Source organism: Streptococcus oralis (assembly GCF_003944215.1).
Lineage (GTDB): Bacteria > Bacillota > Bacilli > Lactobacillales > Streptococcaceae > Streptococcus > Streptococcus oralis_BI.
The window spans coordinates 1-17,575 of sequence record NZ_RJVZ01000023.1 but is presented as its reverse complement, the minus strand read 5'-3'; the positions used below and the strand labels follow the sequence as shown (position 1 = coordinate 17,575).

Here is a 17,575-nt window from a genome sequence, read left to right as displayed (position 1 = left end):
GATACACATTCAGAAAAATTAAGTTCTGAAATTTTAGCTGTTGTAGATAGCATCAAAGATAAATGTACTAATTTAGAGTATGTATTAGTTGAAAGAGACTTTAATATCAATTCTGAGAAAGATGTGTTAGACGATTTAAAAGAACTGGCATCGATTTTCAAAGAATAATAATTTACTTAATCGCTCATATGAGTGATTTTTGTTTATTTCAAACACATATCTGTTTGTTTTATCATATTTAATCCTTTCAAGCTGTTTGAGTCAACTCAAGCAGCTTTTTCGATGACTTATACCCATGAATTCTTCTAGGCTTTCGTTAAATATTTTTGTACTATCCTCTATAAAATCTTATTTCAATTCTTTGAGTGAATTTGCTTTTGAAACGAAGTTACGTAAAGGTGTGATGAAGTTCTCATCGAATGTCTGATCATAGGATGAATAGGCACGGGCAAAATAAATTTTTATCACCTAGTTGTTTTTAGGAGATATAGTCTTGGTAGATTTATTAAAAAGTTGTACAACACTAGGTAATTTAATAAACTTTTCTTGATGCATATAGTCATAAATCATCTTGATTTAAGAAACAACTGAATCAAAATGTTGGAATTTATAAGTGTGAATAAAAGTTTTCATACTATGTCCCCTTGGTTTTTCTTTCTTAACTTATGTGAACTCTGTCAGAAAGTCAGGCTAAATCTTATTTAGTTACAAGTGATAGCTAGCTTCTATAGAATGATAATGAAAATCCTAGATTGGATTTGCATAATACTGTTATCAGTAGATCTTCTATCATTGATTTGTTTCACCGGTGTTACAGAATCTCGATTAGTTTTACAAGTAAAAATAGAACGGTTTCTATCCTAACGACGAGCAGTATAAGCAGTTTTTTCCTTTGTTTAAATAAACCTAAAATTTAGTATTGTTCAACTTCAGAGAAGTGCTTGTATGATTGATTTGTGAACATTTTCCTATAATTTTGTAATATTTTTGAGACTATAATATATTAGATAAACATGTCTTTTGTTTTTCACTTTATTTTACAATAAGACTAATTTTTGAAAGTCAGTAATTTTAAATAGTTGGTAAAATCTTTGCTCTCAGGCGGTTAATAGATATGCTTATGAGAAGTGTTTAATAAATTAATTTTAGTTCAAAATGTCCAGTTTGGACACTTTGAAAGATTTCTTAGTTTTATATATTATACTTTTCTCAGGAGAAAGCTAGATGTACAGACGTTTGAGAGATTTGAGGGAAGATCACGATTTGACCCAAAAACAAATAGCTAAAATACTTTCGTTTACAAACTCAGCTTATGCTAAAATTGAACGGGGTGAGCATGCCTTGACGGCAGATGTATTGGTAACTCTCTCAAACTTTTACGATGTCAGTACAGACTATCTATTGGGATTGACAGATTTTCCTGATAAAATTCGCTTTAGAAAATAATCTCCTCAATTTCATAGAGTGTGAAAATGAGGAGATTTTTTATTTGTTCTTTGACAATTGAATAGTCCAAAATGGTACTTTCCTCATTTGTGGAGCAGTTTTGAATGGCTCGCCATGATAAGAGCGACATTAAAACCATCAATAAAATAGAGCGATACTTTATATGCCATGATACAAATGATATACAATGATACTTCTGACCGTTCAGGCTGCCACCGTAAAAGAGCAGCAAGTGAAATTCTTATGATGACTTCATCAGTCATGCCATGGAGGTAAAAAACTAAGAAAGGAAGTATTAAAATCATGGAAACAGTAAACTATAAAGATTTAGTTGCTATTGGTTTTCCTGAGCACACATCGAGGAATATTATTAGACAGGCAAAAAAAATTGCTGTAAAAAAATTTGAAGAAGCTAGAAAAAATGATAAGAATGCGGTAAAATTAGGGTGTTCACCTTTCGATAACAAAAGGTTAGGCATTGCTCCTAAAAATATTGTAGAAAATTTAATTGGTATTTCTTTTTCAGATATAGAAGGTGAGAAAAATGGTTATATCAAAGACAAAGAAATATAAAGGTGTATATAAAGATTCAAAAGGAAAAATTTATTTTCAAATTGAATTAGGAGTTGATCCAATAACTGGGAAAAGAATTCAGAAGAAAGGAAGGAAAAATCAGCAGGGTTTACCGTTTAGTTCTTTTAAAGAAGCCTACGATGAAATAGTTCGTTTAAAGCATGAATTTGCGAACTCTACTATTAATAATAGCTTTCTAACTTTTAAAGAGTTTATGGAAGAGACCTATTTAAAATACTATCAACAAAAAGTTCAATTTGTAACTTATCAGACTGCTTTACCACATCATCAGTTATTTATTAAGCAATTTGGTAGCAAAAAACTATCTGATATTAGTACTATTGACTGTGAAAGATTTCGCTTAGCTATTATAGACAAGTATTCTAGTAACTATGCTAAAAATATGTGGTCTAGATTTAAAGCATGTCTGGGCTATGCAGAAAGATTGGGTTATATTGATAGAGTTCCTTTTAAAGGATTAGATAATCCTAGAGGAAAGCACCCTGATACAAAATTTTGGACATTTGATGAATTTAAGAAGGTAATAAACTCTTTTGATATTAGTGAGTACGAGGGACTCCATAATTACATGACGATCTGGTTATATTTTATGACTGGTTTAAGAGTTAGTGAGGGTATTGCTCTTAAATGGGAAGATATTGATTTTGAACGTAAATGGATTCATGTTCATTCGACGATTGAGAAAGATAAAAACGGTGTATGGTATGCTAAACAACAAACAAAGACAGTAGCAGGGAATCGTAAAATTGATTTAGATGATTTTACAATTACAATACTTAAAAAATGGCGAGAAGTTCAAATCAAGAATGATGATAAAGATTATGTAATATCACGTTTTGGTGAGCCCTTGTGTAAGTCTACAATCTCTAGGATAATAAAAAGGCATGCTAGGATTACTGGTGTACCAGAAATTACAGGGAAAGGATTAAGACATAGTCATGCATCCTATCTTATAAATGTATTACATAAGGATACCTTATATGTTTCATATCGATTAGGACATGCTGATAAGTCAACCACGTTGAATACATATAGTCACTGGTATTATTCAGGTGATTCAACTATTTCAGAAGAGATTACAAATAGTTTAGATAATCTTGGGTTATCAATTTACCTACCAAATTCCTGCCAAAGTTGAAAATTGAGGAATTAATCCACTAATACTGGGAGAAAATAGGATTTGCAAATTGTTACTCTTAAATAATAGAGAAACTACATTAGTAGCTTAAAAACATGATTAAACCGCTATTCTTAGGAGTAGCGGTTTTTCTTTATAATTGAAAAGAGAAAATTTATAAAGTGTCTCCAGTTGTTCCATAAGATTTTCATCATAAAGTTCTGGAGTTTGATTAGAGAACCATGTCAATCAAACTCCAGCGCTCGATAAAGCGATGATGTATCTGTGGAAGGAGATTATGTTTGCTAAGGTATTTTTTGCAGAAATAGTGGTACAATATCCTTAGAATAGTTCAAAATTTATCTTTGCTAGGGGAAAGGGAGATTGAACTCCCTGATGCATCCGTCTTAGTATGGGATTAATGTTCTATAAAAAGGAAATGTTATAAAGGTGATATTGATGGAAAGATATGAATTTACAGCGACAACAGCAAAATCAGATATAATAATTGGTGTCCTTTTTCCCATGTTCCTCATGCTTCCTGTATTGGGAATACAGTTGGCTGTATTCTATTTAAAACTGAATGATTTTTTTAAGTCACAACCTCTTTTTCTTTATACGATAGTATTAGTATTTTTTGGAATTAGTTTTCTTTTAATTAAAAAAATACAAGGTAGTCTAGTGAAGAATTTTGTCGTAGAATTATCTGGAAGAAATATTAGGATTTGGTGTAATGGAAAGGAGATTGTATCAGGAGAAGTTATTTTCTGTAGGATAAAAAATAAGGAGCCTAAACTGGGGACGAGAGCCTTAAATGTAGACATAGACACCAAGGGGGATAATATTAAATTTCGAGTTCGGTCTAAGGAATATGAGAATTTATCATCTTCTACTTGGAATCCTCTCGGGACAAGCAAACCCTCTGATGTAGAAACGTTATTATCTTTGGGCAAAAAAATAAAAAATGCTATGGAAGAAGAAGTTTTGATAGAAGATGAAGCTTCAAAAAAACCTCGATCGTTTTGATTGAGGTTTTTAGCATATTTCTTAAACAATACCTTGTGCAATCATAGCATTGTCTACATTTTCAAAGGCAGCGATATTTGCTCCTGCAAGGTAGTCAGTACCAAGACCGTAAGTTTCAGCGGTTGTTTTAGCTGTGTTGAAGATATTGGTCATGATGTCTTTGAGACGGCCGTCAACTTCTTCACGTGTCCATGAAAGGCGAAGGCTGTTTTGGCTCATTTCAAGTGCAGATACAGCTACACCACCAGCGTTGGCAGCTTTGGCAGGTCCAAAATGGATTCCGTTTTCTTTGTAGACTTTAATCGCATCAAGGTTGCTAGGCATGTTGGCACCTTCTGATACGAAATACCAAACTCAACATATTCCTCTGAAAGCCAAGTATCCCGAAGGATTTGATGCTTTGTTCCTACTTGGTTTTATGAATCAGCTACCCGGAACTCTGTCAGAGAAGGATAGACCAGCTATCGACGCTCTGAGCTCTGATCAACTCTGGCAAGATTGTCAGGATACTATCAAGAGGAGTATCGGTCTTTTTAAGCAAGCTGGCTATGACTTAGAGGTTGAGGATTACCATTTTACTATTTTACTGGGCAATCCAGAAAAACCTATGCTACAGCTTAATAAGGGATACAGTGGAGATGGAGGAATTCCAGGATACCTCATGCTTAGTCTGTTGCCGAATGACTATACTTTACCACGTGTGCAAGCCGCGTTGGCTCACGAGTGCAACCACAATGTTCGCTTCCAATTTATCAAATGGAACCAGCAGACAACACTAGCAGACTGGGTAGTCAGTGAAGGATTAGCAGAGTCTTTTGCTGCTGAGCTCTATGGTAAAGAGCTCATCGGATCCTGGGTCACTTCAACTAGTTCCGAGCAGTTAGAAGAGATTAAACCCATCATCTCAAGTCAGCTTCAGCTAACAGGGATGGCGGAAATGGCTCCTTATCTTTACGGTGATGAAATAGCTGAGATTCAAGGTCAAATACCGGCTGGGATGCCCTATGCTGCAGGCTATGCTTATGGCTATCATCTGATACAAGCCTATCTGAAAAAGACTGGCAAGAGCATTATTGAGGCCACAGTAACACCGACAGAAGAAATTTTAGAGGCTACTAAAGATTTTTGGAAATGATACTTTTGCTTGCAAATCTGCCAGAGTCTGATATAATGAAAGTAATTTTTGGAGGTGACTATATGCACTATAAAAGAGTTGAATTAAAAGTCACAAATCAAGGTATCCATGAGCGCAAGATTTTTCAAGGTGTTAAGATTTTCAGTCGTAGCAAGTTATCCAAAGATCGGAAAAGCATTCTAACACAGAAGATTTACCTGACACCGAAGCAAAATATTGTTTACTATCAACGAACAGATATCAATTATGAGCAGAATTGGCAACATCATAAGGACTATTACGAACTAGCTTATGACCAGTTGGACAGAGAGACTGTTTTTAAGGTTTGTCAAGACTTTGACGAACTAAGTCTTTTTCTGGAGAATGAGCTACTGGAGAAGCTAAAAGAAAAGCAGTCAACAGGAAAATTTTTTGAAAAATTAGATATATAAAAATCCGGCTGCTTTTATAAGCAGTCGGATTTCTTTGAGTTATAGTTTGATAATCTTTCATAAGGAAAAATAGATCTATTTTTATCATGAACAGCTAACTTAGTTAGAACTTTTGGAAACAGTATAGTTGACATCTATGGGGAATAAGCATATAATTAAGAAAAATGATTGAGTGCTCACTCATTTTTTTTTAGATGTGTAAGGAGTTCATACAATGGTTGTTCAAGCAATACAATATAGTCATTTCGGTGATGAAGAAGTGTTAGATTTAGTGAACATTAAATCTGATTCTTTGAAAGTGAATCAAGTTAGGGTAGAAGTTTATGCAGTTGGTTTAAATCCTATTGATTATAAAACTTTTGAGGGTGCAAAGCCACTTCGTTTTCTATCTTTTATGACGAAACTAAGGAAGCCAAGTCATTGGTTTGAATCAAAATCATCTCTTTTTCCAAGAGGTATTGGTCGGGATTTTGCTGGAGTTATCACAGAAGTTGGTGAAGGAGTAAGTCGGTTTGCAGTAGGTGATAAGGTTTTTGGAACAATGATCAGTGACTCTGGATTAGGCACCAAGAGGGGAGCTTTGGCAACAGAAATTTGTGTCAATGAATCAGAAATTGTGTTGAAGCCAGAGATGATTGATATGAACCATGCAGCTACTATGGGTGTAGCCTCTCTAACTGTGGGAGGTGCTTTTAGAAGGATTGAGCTAAACTCTAAAGATGTTATAGTTATTTCAGCAGCAGCAGGAGGTATTGGAAGTATCGCAGTACAGTATGCGGTTGCTAAAGGTGCGATAGTTATTGGAATTGCGAGTAAGAAAAATTCAGATTATCTGAAGTCTTTAGGTGCTATACCGGTAGCCTACGAAGAGAACATCCAGAATGCTCTTCTATCAGCAAGTGCAAAGCCAATTACAAAATTCTTGGATTGCTATGGAAGTGATTATGTTAAATTGGCTTTCAGTTTGGGATTGAAGGGCACGGCTATTGGAACGCTAGTACCTTCACCATATGTTATGATAAAAGGTGCCCAGTTCACGGGTCCGAGACATTCCACATATTATGATTTGAACACTCTAGCAGAAATGGTCTCAGAAGGGAAGGTTCGGCTGAATATTGATCAGGTTTATGATTTTTCTCTAAAGTCAGTTAGAGAGGCATATCGTAGTCTAAAATTGGGACACACTCGAGGTAAGAAAGTCGTAAAAGTAAGAAAGTAGCAGAGAGGTGCCAGCAATGGAAAGTTTAGAAGAAAAGTATGCTCAGACATTAGAAAATAGCAACCTGAGTTTAAAACAACGTCAAGTATTATTATCAAGTCTAAAGTTATTTTCAGAAATTGGCTTTGAAAATACAACAGCCAGCTTTATTGCTAAGGAGGCTGGAGTTTCAGAAGGGACAGTTTTTAGTTACTTTAAAACTAAGGAAGGCATCTTAGAAGCAATTTTATCGACTTTTCTTAAGCAAGTTATTCCAGATGTGATTGCTGATTTTTCTGAGAAGAAATTTACAGCAAACCAAGAGTCTTTTCCGCTATTTTTAAGAAGCATAGTTCGAGATAGACTAGTTTTTATTCAGGAGAATCAAATGCAAGTTAAAATTCTCTTGAACCGTTCTTTTATTGATGAAACTATTTCTGACCAGTTAGGGAATACCATTGTTCACTCTATCATTAAGCCAATTAGTCCGGTTCTAAATCAGTTTAAAGAAAATGGTGTTATCCGAGATTGGTCAAATGAAAGAATCGTTCGTTATATTTTAGCTTTGAGTCTTTCTTATGCTCTTCCAATGATGTTGAATAATAATGAGGAGCTAGACATAGATGAAGCAGTAAATGAAATTGTTGAATGCCTGTCTTTTGCCTTAGTAGAAGTAACATAAATCTTGATTTTAAGCTTACTATTTTAAATAGTGAGCTTTTTTGAAGCCGACATAAAAATCCCCAATCAGAGCGATTGAGGATTAAGCAAATGAATCTTAAACAACACCTTGTGCAATCATAGCGTTTGCTACGTTTTCGAAGGCAGCGATATTTGCTCCTGCAAGGTAGTCAGTACCAAGACCATAAGTTTCAGCGGTTGTTTTAGCTGTGTTGAAGATGTTTGTCATGATGTCTTTGAGACGTCCATCAACTTCTTCACGAGTCCATGAGAGGCGAAGGCTATTTTGGCTCATTTCAAGGGCAGATACAGCTACACCACCAGCATTGGCTGCTTTTGCTGGTCCGTAAAGGAGACCATTTTCTTTGTAGACTTTGATAGCATCTAGGTCACTTGGCATGTTGGCACCTTCTGATACGCAGACAACGCCTTGGGCAACCAAACGTTTAGCTGCGTCACCATTGATTTCGTTTTGAGTCGCACATGGAAGAGCAATATCGTAGTTACCAGCGTAAGTCCATACAGAACCTTCGTAGTAAGTAGCAGTCGGCTTCTCAGCTGCATATTCAGTCAAACGAGCACGACGATTATTTTTCACATCTGCTAGAAGGTCGAACTCGATACCATTTTCATCGATGACATAGCCGTTTGAGTCGGATACTGAGATCACAGTTGCGCCGAGTTCAGTAGCTTTTTGAAGAGCGTATTGGGCTACGTTACCAGAACCTGAAATAACCACTTTTTTACCAGCAAAGCTGTTACCATTCGCTTTCAGCATTTCTTCAGTATAGTAAACCAAACCATAACCAGTTGCTTCTGGACGAATCAAGCTACCACCAAATCCAAGAGGTTTACCAGTCAAGACACCCGCATCAAATTGATTAAGACGTTTGTATTGTCCGTAAAGGTAACCAATTTCACGTCCACCAACACCGATATCACCAGCAGGTACGTCAAGAGATGGTCCGATGTATTTTTGCAATTCTGTCATAAAGCTTTGGCAAAAGCGCATCACTTCAGCATCAGTCTTTCCTTTAGGATCGAAGTCTGATCCCCCTTTACCTCCACCAATTGGAAGTCCAGTCAAAACGTTTTTAAAGATTTGTTCGAAGCCAAGGAATTTCAAGATCCCTTGGTTTACAGTTGGGTGGAAACGAAGTCCGCCTTTATATGGTCCAACAGCTGAGTTGAATTGAACACGGTAACCACGGTTGACTTGGACTTTTCCCTCACGGTCCACCCAAGGAACACGGAAAGAAATCACGCGCTCAGGCTCAGTGATACGTGCCAAGATGTTTTCTTCGATATACTCAGGATGTTTTTCAAATACAGGTTCCAAAGTGCTGAAGAATTCTTCAACCGCCTGGAGAAATTCAGCCTCATGCCCGTTACGAGCTTTCACAGTTGCAAACACGCTTTGGATATAGTCTTTAGCAGATGTCATATCGTTCTCCTTTTTGTTGTTATATTTTATTACATGAGCCATTATAGCAGAATTTTTTTTGAGTGTAAAGAAAAAAACAGAAATTTTCTAAAAATTCTTTCAATTTACAAAACCGAACGTTTTATATAGAAATTAGTTTCTCAAAGAGAAAATCTTAAAGTATGGTATAATATTAGAAATAAAAGGAATCTGGAGGATCAGAATCATGGTATCAACGAAAACACAAATAGCTGGCTTTGAGTTTGATAATTGCTTGATGAATGCAGCAGGTGTGGCTTGTATGACGATAGAAGAGCTTGAAGGAGTCAAAAACTCAGCGGCGGGAACCTTTGTCACAAAGACAGCGACCTTGGACTTTCGTCAGGGGAATCCTGAACCACGTTATCAGGATGTTCCACTTGGTTCTATCAACTCCATGGGCTTACCAAATAATGGCTTAGACTACTATCTGGACTATCTTTTGGACTTGCAGGAAAAAGAGCCAAACCGAACTTTCTTCCTATCTTTAGTTGGCATGTCTCCAGAAGAAACACATGCCATCTTGAAAAAAGTTCAAGAGAGTGAATTCAAAGGACTGACAGAGCTTAATCTCTCTTGTCCAAACGTTCCAGGAAAACCTCAGATTGCCTATGATTTTGAAACAACAGACCGTATCTTGTCAGAGGTATTTGCCTACTTTACCAAACCTCTTGGAATCAAGTTGCCACCATATTTTGATATTGTCCACTTTGACCAAGCGGCAGCTATTTTTAACAAGTATCCACTCAAATTTGTTAACTGTGTTAACTCTATCGGGAATGGTCTCTATATCGAAGATGAGTCTGTCGTTATTCGCCCTAAAAACGGTTTTGGAGGCATTGGTGGAGAGTATATCAAACCGACTGCTCTAGCGAATGTGCACGCCTTTTACCAACGTTTAAATCCCCAAATCCAAATCATCGGAACGGGTGGCGTTCTTACGGGTCGTGATGCCTTTGAACATATCCTCTGCGGTGCGAGTATGGTGCAAGTAGGAACTACTCTTCACAAAGAAGGCGTAGGTGCTTTTGAACGCATTACCAATGAACTGAAAGCTATTATGGAGGAAAAAGGGTACGAGAGACTAGAAGATTTCCGTGGGAAATTGCGCTATATTGACTAAATTAAATCGAAAAATCAGAAGAAAGGAGAGAAGATGCTAGCCATTGAAGACAGTCAGAAGTTGACGTTATCAAATCTATCTAGCTTGAATCTATTTACAGGGACAGACCAGGGTCAGTTTGAAGTTATGAAGAGTCAAGTGTTGAAGCAGATTGGTTATGATCCAGCTGATCTCAATTTTGCTTACTTTGATATGAAAGAAGTGGCTTATAAAGACTTAGAGTTGGAGTTGGTCAGTCTCCCTTTCTTTGCGGATGAGAAAATCGTGATATTAGACCATTTTGTCGATATCACAACAGCCAAGAAACGTTTTTTAACAGATGATGAGCTCAAGTCATTTGAGGCATACCTTGATAACCCTTCGCCAACAACCAAGTTGTTGATTTTTGCGGAAGGAAAGTTGGATAGTAAAAGACGGTTGGTCAAATTGCTCAAACGAGATGCGACTGTTTTTGATGCTATTGAACCCAAGGAACAAGAACTGCGCCAGTATTTCCAAAAATGGAGTCAGACACAAGGTCTGCAGTTTGTGGGGCAATCCTTTGAAAATCTACTTCTCAAATCTGGTTTTCAATTTAGTGAAATCCAGAAAAACCTCCTTTTTTTACAGTCTTATAAATCAGACGGCGTGATTGAGGAGAAGGACATTGTCGAGGCTATTCCAAAGACTCTGCAGGACAATATTTTTGATTTGACTCAGCTTATCTTGGGCAAAAAGATTGATCAGGCCCGTGACTTGGTCAGAGATTTGACATTGCAAGGGGAGGATGAGATCAAGCTCATAGCTGTCATGTTAGGACAGTTTCGTACCTTTACCCAAGTGAAGATTTTATCAGAGACTGGTCAGACGGAATCGCAGATTGCAAGCAGTCTGGGAACTTACTTGGGGCGCAACCCTAATCCTTATCAAATCAAGTTTGCACTGAGAGATTCGAGAGGGATTTCCATGGCCTTTCTCAAGCGAGCGATTTCTTATTTGATTGAAACGGACTACCAGATTAAGACAGGTGTCTATGAAAAAGGGTACCTGTTTGAAAAGGCACTTTTGCAGATCGCGGCAGAAGCAAATTGAGCAAAAAACTTGAAAAAAGAGGATGATTGCGTTATCATTTTCATATAGAAAGAAAAAGAGGTATTACAGATGGCTATTATCTTACCAGACCTTCCATACGCATACGACGCTTTGGAACCATACATCGATGCAGAAACAATGCACTTGCACCATGACAAACACCACCAAACTTATGTCAACAATGCAAATGCAGCTCTTGAAAAACACCCTGAAATTGGTGAAGACCTTGAAGCTTTGCTTGCTGATGTAGAATCTATCCCAGCTGATATCCGCCAAGCGCTTATCAACAACGGTGGTGGACACTTGAACCACGCTCTTTTCTGGGAATTGATGACTCCTGAAAAGACTGCTCCTTCAGCAGAACTTGCAGCAGCAATCGATGCAACATTTGGTTCATTTGAAGAGTTCCAAGCGGCCTTTACAGCAGCAGCTACAACTCGCTTCGGTTCTGGATGGGCTTGGTTGGTTGTCAACAAAGAAGGGAAGCTTGAAGTAACTTCAACAGCAAACCAAGACACACCAATCTCAGAAGGTAAAAAACCAATCTTGGGTTTGGACGTTTGGGAACATGCTTACTACGTGAAATACCGCAACGTGCGTCCTGACTACATCAAAGCTTTCTTCTCAGTAATCAACTGGAACAAAGTAGATGAATTGTACGCAGCTGCTAAATAATGGTATATGGAGGGAAGAATTGTTCTTCTCTTTTTTAGGTTATATGATTCTGGTCTGACAAAATCGTCAGACTTTTTTCATTTTTATGAGAAACGTGCTAACTGCTAGAAATTATGGTAAAATAGAGTGTTAAGTAATCGTGGAAAAGGAAGACTATGCGTAAAGAAATTGCACCTGAATTATACAACTATAACAAGTTTCCTGGCCCAGAATTTCATGTAAATGGGGATAAGGTTGAGACTGAAGGGATTGCTTTTACCTTGGTTGAAAATATCAAGGAGGCTTTCGATGTGACAGTCTTTAATCAACGCTTCTCAGAAGTGTTGACCAAGTTTGATTATGTCGTGGGGGACTGGAGCAATGAACAGCTTCGCCTACGTGGTTTTTACAAAGACGATCGGACAGAGGAAAAAATTGAAAAGATCAGTCGCTTACAGGATTATCTTTTAGAGTACTGTAGTTATGGTTGTGCTTATTTTGTCTTAGAAAACCAAGCACCTAAGCGTGCGTCATTTGACAAGAAAATGCGTAGAAAAGAGGAGGAAAACCTTCCTAGAAGAGGCAAGAAACCTTCGCAAAACAAGAGAAAACCAAATGCGGATAAGCGAAATAGACGTCGTCATAAGGACCAAAAGTCTCAGAAAGAGGACAAGGGACAGCGCCATTTTGTCATTCGTCAGAAATAGATAGAGAATAAGGAGAAGAGATGAAACCGTCTATTTATAGTTTAACACGTCAAACCATGCAAGAATGGGTATTAGAACAAGGAGAAAAGAAATTCCGAGCAGATCAAATCTGGGAATGGCTCTACCGTAAACGTGTCCAGTCATTTGAAGAAATGACCAATCTTTCCAAGGATTTGATTGCCAAGCTCAATGAGCAGTTTGTGGTAAATCCATTGAAACAACGCATTGTACAAGAGTCAGCTGATGGTACTGTTAAGTATCTTTTTGAGTTGCCAGATGGTATGTTGATTGAGACAGTACTTATGCGTCAACACTACGGTTTGTCAGTCTGTGTGACCACTCAGGTCGGCTGTAATATTGGTTGTACCTTCTGTGCGTCAGGCTTGATTAAGAAGCAACGTGACCTTAATAACGGGGAAATCGTAGCGCAGATCATGTTGGTTCAGAAATACTTTGATGAGCGTGGTCAGGACGAACGTGTCAGCCATATCGTTGTCATGGGAATTGGTGAACCATTTGATAACTACAACAATGTTTTGAATTTTGTCCGTACCATCAATGATGATAAGGGGATGGCTATCGGTGCTCGTCATATCACGGTTTCAACTTCAGGTTTGGCCCATAAAATTCGTGACTTTGCTAATGAAGGCGTACAGGTTAATCTAGCTGTTTCCCTTCACGCACCCAATAATGAATTGCGCTCAAGCATCATGAAGATTAACCGTGCCTTTCCGATTGAAAAACTTTTCGCAGCTATTGAGTATTACATTGAAACAACTAATCGCCGTGTGACCTTTGAATACATCATGCTCAATGAAGTCAACGACGGTGTAGAACAAGCCTTGGAATTGGCGGAATTGCTCAAGAACATCAAGAAATTATCATACGTCAACTTGATTCCTTACAATCCAGTTAGTGAGCATGATCAATATAGCCGTAGTCCTAAAGAGCGCGTGATGGCCTTCTACGATACCCTCAAGAAAAAAGGGGTTAACTGTGTTGTTCGTCAAGAGCATGGTACTGATATTGATGCAGCTTGTGGACAATTACGCTCCAATACAATGAAACGTGATCGCCAGAAGGCAGTCGCAGCGGTAAATCCATAAAATGACTAGAAAAAGAGAATTAATCTTAAGATCGGGAGTGGTTGTTTACGGCCTATGCATTGTCTGTTTTTGTTTTACTCCCCAACCTCAACTTCCTACAGGAGTGGAAACTCCAGGTATTCAAACTTTTGGACGCCTGGTTTTTCTTTTAACTCCTTTAAACTCCCTTTGGAATCTAGGTGAAGTGACCAGTTTGGGACAAGTCCTTTGGATCTTTTTGCAGAACATTTTAAATGTCTTCTTGCTCTTCCCTCTGGTCTTTCAACTGCTTTACCTCTATCCAAACTTACGAAAAACGAAAAAAATCCTATTTCTCAGTTTTCTTCTGAGCTTAGGAATTGAATGTACGCAGCTGGTCTTAGACTTTTTCTTTGATTTTAATCGTGTGTTTGAGATTGATGATTTGTGGACCAATACCCTGGGAGGCTATCTGGCTTGGCTCCTCTATAAAGGACTGCATAAAAACAAGATAAGGAATTAGAATGAGTATTTTAGAAGTTAAAAATCTGAGTCACGGTTTTGGTGACCGTGCAATTTTTGAAGATGTGTCTTTCCGTCTCCTCAAGGGTGAACACATCGGTTTAGTCGGTGCCAATGGTGAGGGAAAATCAACCTTTATGAGCATCGTGACTGGTAAGATGTTACCAGATGAAGGGAAGGTGGAGTGGTCCAAATATGTGACTGCTGGCTATCTGGACCAGCACGCTGTGCTAAAGGAAGGTCAAACTGTTCGTGATGTGCTCCGTACGGCCTTTGATGAGCTATTTAAAGCAGAAGCACGTATCAATGACCTCTATATGGAGATGGCGGAAGACGGAGCAGATATTGATGCGCTCATGGAAGAAGTTGGTGAACTCCAAGATCGTTTGGAGAGTCGTGACTTCTATACTTTGGATGCTAAGATTGATGAAGTAGCGCGTGCTCTCGGTGTCATGGACTATGGTATGGATATGGATGTAACAGCCTTATCAGGTGGACAAAGAACCAAGGTTCTTTTGGCCAAACTCCTTCTTGAAAAACCAGATATTTTGTTGCTTGACGAGCCAACCAACTACTTGGATGCTGAACATATTGACTGGCTCAAGCGTTATCTCCAAAACTATGAGAATGCTTTTGTCCTTATTTCGCACGATATTCCTTTCCTCAACGACGTAATCAATATCGTCTACCATGTGGAAAATCAACAGCTGACGCGTTACTCTGGTGACTACTACCAGTTCCAAGAAGTCTATGCTATGAAGAAATCTCAGCTAGAAGCGGCCTACGAACGTCAGCAGAAAGAAATTGCAGACCTTAAGGATTTCGTCGCTCGCAATAAAGCCCGTGTTGCAACACGTAATATGGCCATGTCCCGTCAAAAGAAACTCGACAAGATGGATATTATCGAACTGCAAAGTGAGAAGCCAAAACCGTCCTTTGATTTCAAACCAGCTCGTACACCTGGGCGCTTTATCTTCCAAGCCAAGGACTTGCAGATTGGTTATGACCGTCCCCTTACCAAGCCTTTAAACCTCACCTTTGAACGCAATCAAAAGGTTGCCATTATTGGGGCAAATGGTATCGGGAAAACAACTCTCTTGAAGTCTCTCTTGGGTATTATTCCACCAATCGCTGGAGAAGTCGAACGCGGTGACTACCTAGAACTTGGTTACTTTGAACAGGAAGTAGAAGGGGGCAATCGTCAGACGCCTCTAGAAGCGGTCTGGAACGCCTTTCCAGCACTCAATCAGGCAGAAGTTCGTGCAGCCCTTGCTCGTTGTGGTTTGACAACTAAGCATATCGAAAGCCAAATTCAGGTTTTGTCAGGTGGAGAACAAGCCAAGGTTCGTTTCTGTCTCTTGATGAATCGTGAAAATAACGTCTTAGTGCTGGACGAGCCGACCAACCACCTGGATGTGGATGCCAAGGATGAACTCAAGCGAGCCCTTAAAGAGTACAAGGGGTCTATCCTCATGGTCTGCCACGAACCAGACTTCTATGAAGGCTGGATGGACCAAATCTGGGACTTTAATAAGCTAACTTAAAAGCACTAAAAAAGCCAAGTCATTTAGACTTGGCTTTTTTAACTAGTAATTTAAATAGCTTTCAACTTCAGATTTTTCGATTTCTTTACCATAGTGGCAAACCGGACAAGAAACGAAATAAGTTTTGCCATAAGGAAAAATTGGAATCCAGTAGAGGGTGAACTTGCGTCCTGTTTCAACAATCTCCCATGTGTCGACATTGTTACAGTGACCGCACTCGATAGCAGTTTGCGTATGTCCCAAATCTTTCTGATAACCTTTAGAACCCCAAAATAGAATCATATCATCGTCTCCTTATCTATTGATGGCCTACTTTTTGCTGAAGTCGTAGTCCTTGACCACTTCAATGCTATCTATTGTAATAGCAGTCGTTGGCTTGTCTTTTTCATCTTTTTCAGCCTTGGCAATCTTGTCGACAACATCCATGCCATCAATGACTTGACCAAAGACAGGGTGTTTGCCGTCTAGACTTGGATTTCCACCTTCTTTATAGGCTTCGATGATTTTCTTTGGATACTTGCTTGTAGGGAGTTTAGCTGAAATATCTGTTGAGTTTTGGTTGATGAAGAATTGGCTACCGTTGGTGTTTGGTTGACCTGTGTTAGCCATAGCAAGTGCTCCTCGGATATTGTATAGGTAAGGAGAGATTTCATTTTTGAAACCAGTTCCCTTGTCCTTTGTTTTATCCTTATCATGCCAGATAGATTGGCCCCCTGTACCATCTCCCTTAGGATCTCCAGTTTGGACCATAAAGCCATCGATGACACGGTGGAAGGTGATGCCGTTATAGTAGCCTTCCTTAGCGTGAGTAAGGAAGTTTTCAACTGCAAGAGGTGCTAGTTTTGGAAAAAGTTTGATGCGGATATCGCCTTGATTTGTGTGTAAAATAACCTCAGCTTCATCTTCAGCAACCTCCTTAGAAAGTTGAGGGAAGTTGGCATTGTCATTGGTCAAAGCGTCATTCAAATCTTTGGCAGCCTGAGCAGCTGCTTTTGAGCTTTCTTCAGCTGAGATACTGGAGTCGACATAGTCATCACCACGGAGACCACGTTGGATACTAGTACATCCAGCAAGGGCTACAGTTGATAGTAAAAGAAGGGTTGCTAGTTTTTTCATTGTTAACCTCTTAAAAATTCATTTCTACCATTGTACCTTAAAAGTAAGGGGATTTCAAATATTAGTGACAAGGTAGTTTAAGAGGAAGCCGACCAGAAAGTCGCTTGCTTAGAGATTTTTCTTTGGATGACGGTCGATAATGTCCTGGTACTGTTCCAGTATCTGCTCTCCCTTTGGAGTCAATTTGTAACCACGAATTGAAAAGTAACTTGCTAATTCTTCTCCTGAAAAGTTGTCACGAAGGGATTGGTCCAAATCTGGAGCCCTCATCTTAGAAAGTACTGTAACTCTCCATACTTTTGAGGATATTCTCTTTCATAGTGGTATTTAGATGATCAAGCGAGTCAAACAACTAAAGAATTCTTTGAAGCAATGCATCGTATTTGGTTTGATAGTTTCGTTAATAATATTTGATGATAAAGAATTTTTGGAAAATCTAGACACTGTATGAATCTCTACTTTTTTTCTTAGGCTTTTATAAAGTCTGTCAGAATAGGCTTTGTAGGTGTAGAAGTTAATTTTTACAGAAGTGAAGTAAGCATTCAATACGAATCAATACATAAGAAAAACTCTGATTTCAAGCGTTTTTTCTTTTTTCAATTTTAATACATTTCACTATATTTCAGTCCAATCTCTACCTTCTTATCTATACTTTGATGGAGCTGAAGTTGACATCTACAAAGT

General features: G+C 38.3%; 18 protein-coding genes and 2 pseudogenes. 15 read left to right on the top strand and 5 right to left on the bottom strand.

Annotated elements, in window-relative coordinates:
- The first annotated feature begins 1,224 nt into the window (after positions 1–1,224).
- The 4 genes from D8804_RS09580 to D8804_RS09560 all read left to right on the top strand — a co-directional run bounded on the left by D8804_RS09580 (position 1,225) and on the right by D8804_RS09560 (position 4,183).
- Positions 1,225–1,446, top strand: coding sequence for a helix-turn-helix domain-containing protein (locus D8804_RS09580; RefSeq protein ID WP_000286248.1), 222 nt, complete (start codon positions 1,225–1,227; stop codon positions 1,444–1,446).
- A 303-nt stretch (positions 1,447–1,749) separates the two neighbouring features.
- Positions 1,750–2,019, top strand: a complete 270-nt coding sequence (locus D8804_RS09570; protein WP_048791703.1) for a DUF3173 family protein — start codon at positions 1,750–1,752, stop codon at positions 2,017–2,019.
- Positions 1,991–3,178 (top strand): tyrosine-type recombinase/integrase, encoded by a 1,188-nt coding sequence (locus D8804_RS09565; RefSeq protein WP_048791704.1) that lies wholly within the window; start codon positions 1,991–1,993, stop codon positions 3,176–3,178. The genes D8804_RS09570 and D8804_RS09565 overlap by 29 nt, the downstream gene beginning before the upstream one ends.
- 438 nt (positions 3,179–3,616) lie before the next feature.
- Complete coding sequence (locus tag D8804_RS09560; protein ID WP_125399623.1) at positions 3,617–4,183, top strand: hypothetical protein; 567 nt, start codon at positions 3,617–3,619, stop codon at positions 4,181–4,183.
- 21 nt (positions 4,184–4,204) lie between these two features.
- Here the strand turns inward: D8804_RS09560 and D8804_RS09555 are convergent.
- Positions 4,205–4,525, bottom strand: a pseudogene (locus tag D8804_RS09555) (NADP-specific glutamate dehydrogenase); the annotation flags it as partial.
- On the opposite strand from D8804_RS09555, the pseudogene D8804_RS09550 reads away from it, so the two are divergent.
- The 4 genes and pseudogenes from D8804_RS09550 to D8804_RS09535 all read left to right on the top strand — a co-directional run.
- Positions 4,506–5,318 (top strand): annotated as a pseudogene (locus D8804_RS09550) (DUF2268 domain-containing putative Zn-dependent protease); the annotation flags it as partial. The pseudogenes D8804_RS09555 and D8804_RS09550 overlap by 20 nt on opposite strands.
- A 62-nt stretch (positions 5,319–5,380) precedes the next feature.
- Positions 5,381–5,749: an EXLDI protein gene (locus D8804_RS09545; RefSeq protein ID WP_004244102.1), complete on the top strand. Its 369-nt coding sequence runs from the start codon at positions 5,381–5,383 to the stop codon at positions 5,747–5,749.
- Between the two features lie 214 nt (positions 5,750–5,963).
- Positions 5,964–6,968, top strand: a complete 1,005-nt coding sequence (locus tag D8804_RS09540) for an NADP-dependent oxidoreductase (protein WP_125399622.1) — start codon at positions 5,964–5,966, stop codon at positions 6,966–6,968.
- Positions 6,969–6,984: 16 nt separating this feature from the next.
- Positions 6,985–7,629, top strand: coding sequence for a TetR/AcrR family transcriptional regulator (locus D8804_RS09535; RefSeq protein ID WP_093585672.1), 645 nt, complete (start codon positions 6,985–6,987; stop codon positions 7,627–7,629).
- 96 nt (positions 7,630–7,725) lie between these two features.
- On the opposite strand, the gene gdhA is transcribed toward D8804_RS09535, so the two are convergent.
- Entirely contained in the window at positions 7,726–9,072 is a 1,347-nt protein-coding gene (gene gdhA, locus D8804_RS09530) for an NADP-specific glutamate dehydrogenase (RefSeq protein WP_125399621.1), read from the bottom strand.
- Between the two features lie 205 nt (positions 9,073–9,277).
- Between gdhA and D8804_RS09525 the strand changes: the two genes are divergently transcribed.
- From D8804_RS09525 to D8804_RS09495, 7 genes are all read left to right on the top strand, one after another.
- The gene (locus D8804_RS09525) at positions 9,278–10,213 is read left to right on the top strand and encodes a dihydroorotate oxidase (RefSeq protein ID WP_000255166.1); all 936 of its coding nucleotides are present in this window, start codon (positions 9,278–9,280) and stop codon (positions 10,211–10,213) included.
- Between the two features lie 33 nt (positions 10,214–10,246).
- The gene (gene holA, locus D8804_RS09520) at positions 10,247–11,284 is read left to right on the top strand and encodes a DNA polymerase III subunit delta (protein WP_125399620.1); all 1,038 of its coding nucleotides are present in this window, start codon (positions 10,247–10,249) and stop codon (positions 11,282–11,284) included.
- 69 nt (positions 11,285–11,353) lie between these two features.
- Positions 11,354–11,959: a superoxide dismutase SodA gene (gene sodA, locus D8804_RS09515; RefSeq protein ID WP_000974733.1), complete on the top strand. Its 606-nt coding sequence runs from the start codon at positions 11,354–11,356 to the stop codon at positions 11,957–11,959.
- Between the two features lie 155 nt (positions 11,960–12,114).
- Positions 12,115–12,645 carry a YutD family protein gene (locus D8804_RS09510; protein ID WP_125399619.1) on the top strand — a complete coding sequence of 177 codons (531 nt, stop codon included), beginning with the start codon at positions 12,115–12,117 and terminating at the stop codon, positions 12,643–12,645.
- Between the two features lie 20 nt (positions 12,646–12,665).
- Positions 12,666–13,751, top strand: coding sequence for a dual-specificity RNA methyltransferase RlmN (gene rlmN, locus D8804_RS09505; protein ID WP_000804768.1), 1,086 nt, complete (start codon positions 12,666–12,668; stop codon positions 13,749–13,751).
- Position 13,752: 1 nt separating this feature from the next.
- Positions 13,753–14,232 (top strand): VanZ family protein, encoded by a 480-nt coding sequence (locus D8804_RS09500; protein ID WP_125399618.1) that lies wholly within the window; start codon positions 13,753–13,755, stop codon positions 14,230–14,232.
- A gap of 1 nt (position 14,233) precedes the next feature.
- The gene (locus D8804_RS09495) at positions 14,234–15,775 is read left to right on the top strand and encodes an ABC-F family ATP-binding cassette domain-containing protein (protein WP_125399617.1); all 1,542 of its coding nucleotides are present in this window, start codon (positions 14,234–14,236) and stop codon (positions 15,773–15,775) included.
- 42 nt (positions 15,776–15,817) lie between these two features.
- Here the strand turns inward: D8804_RS09495 and D8804_RS09490 are convergent, their stop codons facing one another.
- From D8804_RS09490 to D8804_RS09480, 3 genes are all read right to left on the bottom strand, one after another.
- Positions 15,818–16,057, bottom strand: a complete 240-nt coding sequence (locus D8804_RS09490) for a zinc-ribbon domain-containing protein (RefSeq protein WP_125399616.1) — start codon at positions 16,055–16,057, stop codon at positions 15,818–15,820.
- Between the two features lie 27 nt (positions 16,058–16,084).
- On the bottom strand, positions 16,085–16,891 hold the full coding sequence (locus D8804_RS09485; protein ID WP_125399615.1) for a peptidylprolyl isomerase: 807 nt from the start codon (positions 16,889–16,891) through the stop codon (positions 16,085–16,087).
- A gap of 108 nt (positions 16,892–16,999) precedes the next feature.
- A complete protein-coding gene (locus D8804_RS09480) occupies positions 17,000–17,146 on the bottom strand; it encodes a hypothetical protein (protein ID WP_221763058.1) in 147 nt (48 codons plus the stop codon).
- Positions 17,147–17,575 lie beyond the last annotated feature (429 nt).

Coding starts and splice junctions, on each gene's coding strand:
- D8804_RS09580 (WP_000286248.1), top strand. CDS start 1,225: ATGTACAGACGTTTGAGAGATTTGAGGGAAGATCACGATTTGACCCAA.
- D8804_RS09570 (WP_048791703.1), top strand. CDS start 1,750: ATGGAAACAGTAAACTATAAAGATTTAGTTGCTATTGGTTTTCCTGAG.
- D8804_RS09565 (WP_048791704.1), top strand. CDS start 1,991: ATGGTTATATCAAAGACAAAGAAATATAAAGGTGTATATAAAGATTCA.
- D8804_RS09560 (WP_125399623.1), top strand. CDS start 3,617: ATGGAAAGATATGAATTTACAGCGACAACAGCAAAATCAGATATAATA.
- D8804_RS09545 (WP_004244102.1), top strand. CDS start 5,381: ATGCACTATAAAAGAGTTGAATTAAAAGTCACAAATCAAGGTATCCAT.
- D8804_RS09540 (WP_125399622.1), top strand. CDS start 5,964: ATGGTTGTTCAAGCAATACAATATAGTCATTTCGGTGATGAAGAAGTG.
- D8804_RS09535 (WP_093585672.1), top strand. CDS start 6,985: ATGGAAAGTTTAGAAGAAAAGTATGCTCAGACATTAGAAAATAGCAAC.
- gdhA (WP_125399621.1), bottom strand. CDS start 9,072: ATGACATCTGCTAAAGACTATATCCAAAGCGTGTTTGCAACTGTGAAA.
- D8804_RS09525 (WP_000255166.1), top strand. CDS start 9,278: ATGGTATCAACGAAAACACAAATAGCTGGCTTTGAGTTTGATAATTGC.
- holA (WP_125399620.1), top strand. CDS start 10,247: ATGCTAGCCATTGAAGACAGTCAGAAGTTGACGTTATCAAATCTATCT.
- sodA (WP_000974733.1), top strand. CDS start 11,354: ATGGCTATTATCTTACCAGACCTTCCATACGCATACGACGCTTTGGAA.
- D8804_RS09510 (WP_125399619.1), top strand. CDS start 12,115: ATGCGTAAAGAAATTGCACCTGAATTATACAACTATAACAAGTTTCCT.
- rlmN (WP_000804768.1), top strand. CDS start 12,666: ATGAAACCGTCTATTTATAGTTTAACACGTCAAACCATGCAAGAATGG.
- D8804_RS09500 (WP_125399618.1), top strand. CDS start 13,753: ATGACTAGAAAAAGAGAATTAATCTTAAGATCGGGAGTGGTTGTTTAC.
- D8804_RS09495 (WP_125399617.1), top strand. CDS start 14,234: ATGAGTATTTTAGAAGTTAAAAATCTGAGTCACGGTTTTGGTGACCGT.
- D8804_RS09490 (WP_125399616.1), bottom strand. CDS start 16,057: ATGATTCTATTTTGGGGTTCTAAAGGTTATCAGAAAGATTTGGGACAT.
- D8804_RS09485 (WP_125399615.1), bottom strand. CDS start 16,891: ATGAAAAAACTAGCAACCCTTCTTTTACTATCAACTGTAGCCCTTGCT.